We start from the raw sequence: 4,288 nt of genomic DNA, 5'->3' as shown, positions 1-4,288 counted from the left end.
TTTGATTCATAGTAACTCATTCTAGTTTTTATGACTCAATTATCCCCTTTGTCACCCCTTAAGAGTATAAACGGCAAACGACTCCTTAAGAAACGTTAAGACTCTAATAGAGAATACTTGACACGCTGCGATTCATAAATCATAATCAAAAAATAAGCCAGCCGCCTACGACTACGAATCAAGAAGCGACTGACTTTAGCCCCCTAATCAAAGGAGCGATCGTTATGTTAGCAGTTACAGAAGAAGTATTCAAATTTGGCAGTGTACCTGAAGCTGCGATCCGTATCGCCGAAAGTGCGATCGCTCTGCTACAGAGTCATTCCGCTCAAGCCTCTTGCCTCAAAGAGCAAGGGTTAAAAATTGGGGAGAGGTTAGCCCAAGTCGAAGCAGTGTTAGGAAAAGCCGAATTTACCCGCTGGCTCAAGCACCACTTTGCTCCCCCAATTGTGAGATATTTCCGCAACCTCACAAAACAAGCTCAACTAATAGAGAAATATCCCGAATTGCGATCGCGCATCCTATCCCTCCCCCTGTGTCACTCAGCCGCACTCATGGCTGGAACCGAGCAACAAATTGAAGAAATCCTCACAGCCGAAGCCAAGTGGACAGTAGCGCTAATCAAGGAAAAACTGCAACCCAAAAAAATCACCCCCGGTGCAATCGCATCAGACGCAGACTGGAAAATTGTCAAAGCGATTTTTAGAATAGGTGATACCGATATTGAATCCTTGAAAGAACAAGCAAGCATCAGAGCAGCAGTTGCACCAATATCCACAGACCACATCTTGGAAGTATTGACAGACTTTGGCTACGACACAGCAAAAGTGCGAGCTTTACCAAAACAGCCGAAATTCACCGCCACCCAAGTACAACAACAGGTGCAAGCCGCCTTGGAATTTGCAACACCCGAACTATCCGATCCAAAATTGGTGGAACTGGTAAAAGCTTTACGCGATCGCACATCATTACAACAGGAATTTAACAACTGTGTAGTTGAAAGTTCCGCCAAAGAACACCTACGGCAGCAATTGAATCAAACCAAAAGGAAAGTAGCGGCGATTGCCAGTGAATTATTTATAGATGAGTCGCCATTGGAGCCAAAAGCCGAGGAATTGCAATCGGAACCTAATACCAGTGGTTCGGACTTAGAAACTATTCGTACTCAAATTGAAGCAGAAGTAAGTGCTAAATACGAAAATTCCGTAGCTGAGTTAGTTACCAAAGTGCAACAACTCGAAGCAGAGTTAGCAGCAAACTTAAAGCAGAAGTCGTCCGAGAATAGTGCAGCTTCAACGAACTCAACGGTCGAGAACTTAAGAACCCCAGTTAATGCGATCGCCACCAGTACCGAAAAGGGCAAAATTGAAATCAATAGCGTCGTCCGAGTTATGGGTGGAGGACGAGGCGATTACAAAGGTCGAATGGGGCGGGTAGACCGCTTTGAGAAAGTAGTGTCCATCACCGGTTCGTCTGGCGAAGCTGCAATAGTAGCCTTCGATGAAGGGACTCGCCACAAAACAGAAGTACCAATTTACAATCCCCAGCAAAATTTAGCATACATCAACATCTCCCCAGAAGAAGTTGAGCGCATCTCCATCGGCTTTCACAGCGCTCGCGAACTCAAGGAATTACGAGCAGAAAAAGAGAGCTTGAAACAAGTCTATTCAGGAGAGGCGATAGCCATTGATTTGGGGAAAGCACTAACACCAGCAATCGGCAAAGAAAAAGTCCAGCAAATGATAGCGTCGGGTAAAAACGGATTGTCGGCCCTGGGGCGTTATCTGTACGAATTAATTGTCGAATATTCCACCGTATTTTAAGGGAGGGGGAAGGGGAAGGGGAAGGAAAACTAACTCATTGTTACCTTTTCTTTCTTGAATAAAAGCTAACAACACCCTCTTCCTCCTCTTAACCTTCCCCTTCCCCCTCCCCTTCCCTTCCCCTTCGATAAAATTATGAAGTCACAACAATTTATAATTCCCGAACCAATAATGCCAGATATTTTCTGTGATTTTTGGATACCAAAACTACTAATCAATAGCCAATACAGGTCACAATTTCGCTTATTAGGTTTGGAGGAATCAGAATCAGGCTATAAAGCCGAGCGAGTAAGGTTTTTGCAGAAATTAGTTGGTGAAAAGAAAAACTCAACCATCTACAAATGGTTAAAAAATCCATCAGGATGTCCTTTAGAAGTACGTCTATTTTTAGGGGCATTGCACGTTACATGGAACCAAACTGTTACTCCAAATTAGTGTCAGCAAAATAAACTCATGAACTTATTGTAGCGCTCCCTTCTTATTGAGTAGGGAGTGTTTTATTGCGGCTACTTTTTGAATCAGGACTTACGCACATCGAGGGTAGAAATCGGGCTGACACAGTGCAGTTCGACTGAGCACGCGGAATGTCCGAAGTCTCACCGAAGTCCGAACGGTTTATTCGTAGATATCTCGTTAAGAATCTGGAATTTTTCATAGAACCCCGGTTTATGCACGTAAGTCATAATAAATAATCATTTTGCTCAATTCGCTCTGTTTATTCTGCTATCAAAACCAGCTTCTATCATAAGACTTAAAATCGGTCAAATTGTTTTGTAAAATTTTCCCTATTGAAAATTTGAGAAAATAATTTGCCAACTATAAGGAAAAACTTTAACCTTAACTTATCGGACAAATCAAACAAACATCCGACCACTTAAAAACAAATCGCAAAAATGTCAGATGAAACTCCAGAATGCCTTCCCCAGTAATTCCCCGACTAATCGACATTACCGATTACTCAAAAACCAGCATTTTATTAGACCAAGACGAGTGGCAAGATGGCAGCGTAATTACACTAAACCGCAATGATTTAATCCGCATTGCAGTTGATAGTAACGAGCGCGAAGTAAGGCAGCAAGATTTACTCCAAGTAATTTCTATTAGCCGAGACACTTTCCACCGCCATCACACGCAATTACGGCTGTATTGCCATTCGTACCGCGCTCATTACCGCAATCAAAGAACATTAAAAAGGAGGCTGTGGTACACGTCCTTCCAGCAAGTGCGATTCGTTTAACCTAAAGTAAGGGTAAAAACTTTACGGGACGGTTAGCCTAGCTGCTCAGGCAGTTAGTGATAACTGATTACATTTGTAGGTGAGATTCCGTGAGTCAAGTCCTACCCCGCAAGTGCAGCGGTGAAAGCATATCCCCTAATTTATTAGGTAGCAACTAATAGGTTAAAGCGGGGATAAAAGGCGGAACTATCGGGAGTCAACCTGATAAAAACGTCGAGTAAGAGTCCATGCGTAGCGTAAGCAAAGATGTGTTTGAACCATCGTGAACGGGCAATGGTGTAAATGACTGAATCAGAATAAACCCGTTAATCAATACGGTAAAAGCTGATTAACACCAAGCCAAAAGGCAAGGATATGGCGTAAGCGGTTTTGCTGCCGACTTATAAGCACCGCCAGTAAACCCGGTGGAAAGCATCACAGCTAAAGACTCAATCAATGTGTAATCGGAACGAAGTAACTCTTAATTACCTCTGGAGAGGTCGAAATCCAGTAAATAGCTAATGAATGGTAATTAAGAGCGGGATGGTATCAAAAGCGAATGCCTTACTGTAATGGTGAGGATATGCTGACAGATACTCGGTAATTTCAAAGGAATAAAAACAAGTAGTGATGAATATATCTAATACGCTGAACAATCAGACGGTGGAGTGGAAAGACCTTAACTGGCGCAAGCTAGAACGGGTAACTTTCAAGTTACAAAAGCGGATATTCCAAGCGAGTTTACGAGGTGATGTCAAAGCAGTTCGCAAACTTCAGAAGACCCTAATTAGGTCTTGGTCTGCAAAATGTATCGCGGTACGTAGAGTTACTCAAGACAAGCAGGGAAAGAACACCGCTGGGGTTGATGGGGTAAAATCCCTCAGTCCAATTCAACGGGTAAAACTGGTAAAACGGTTGAGAATTACTGGGAAAGCTAAACCCACTCGAAGGGTAATGATTCCAAAGCCCGGTAGTGATGAAAAGCGACCGTTGGGAATACCTACAATAGAAGACCGCGCTTTGCAAGCGTTAGTTAAACTAGCGTTAGAACCAGAGTGGGAGGCTAAATTTGAGCCTAACTCTTATGGTTTCAGACCAGGGCGTTCCTGTCACGATGCGATTGCGGCAATTTTCAACAATATCAGATATAAAGCCAAGTACGTGCTAGATGCTGACATTGCCAAATGCTTCGACCGCATAGACCATAAAGCATTACTCGCAAAAATACACACATACCCCACATTGAGCCGCC

At 43.2% G+C, this 4,288-nt stretch carries 4 protein-coding genes; all 4 read left to right on the top strand.

The genetic code is table 11. The features are described 5' to 3' along the window. Nucleotides 1-224 precede the first annotated feature (224 nt). Nucleotides 225-1,820, top strand: coding sequence for a hypothetical protein (locus tag PY364_RS19580; RefSeq protein WP_275525014.1), 1,596 nt, complete (start codon nt 225-227; stop codon nt 1,818-1,820). 135 nt (nt 1,821-1,955) lie between these two features. Beyond that, complete coding sequence (locus PY364_RS19575) at nt 1,956-2,255, top strand: hypothetical protein (protein ID WP_275525012.1); 300 nt, start codon at nt 1,956-1,958, stop codon at nt 2,253-2,255. A gap of 478 nt (nt 2,256-2,733) precedes the next feature. After that, on the top strand, nt 2,734-3,057 hold the full coding sequence (locus tag PY364_RS19570; protein WP_275525010.1) for a hypothetical protein: 324 nt from the start codon (nt 2,734-2,736) through the stop codon (nt 3,055-3,057). A 609-nt stretch (nt 3,058-3,666) separates the two neighbouring features. Then, a partial coding sequence (locus PY364_RS19565) for a reverse transcriptase N-terminal domain-containing protein (protein ID WP_275525009.1) occupies nt 3,667-4,288 on the top strand: 622 nt, incomplete at its 3' end.

Source organism: Kamptonema sp. UHCC 0994, assembly GCF_029167235.1.
Lineage (GTDB): Bacteria > Cyanobacteriota > Cyanobacteriia > Cyanobacteriales > Microcoleaceae > Kamptonema.
Note: the sequence above shows the minus strand (reverse complement) of the source record. Positions and strands in the feature narration are given on the sequence as shown.

What these genes read in the sequence shown, in the direction of transcription:
- PY364_RS19580 (WP_275525014.1), top strand. Translation starts at nt 225, where the DNA reads ATGTTAGCAGTTACAGAAGAAGTATTCAAATTTGGCAGTGTACCTGAA.
- PY364_RS19575 (WP_275525012.1), top strand. Translation starts at nt 1,956, where the DNA reads ATGAAGTCACAACAATTTATAATTCCCGAACCAATAATGCCAGATATT.
- PY364_RS19570 (WP_275525010.1), top strand. Translation starts at nt 2,734, where the DNA reads ATGCCTTCCCCAGTAATTCCCCGACTAATCGACATTACCGATTACTCA.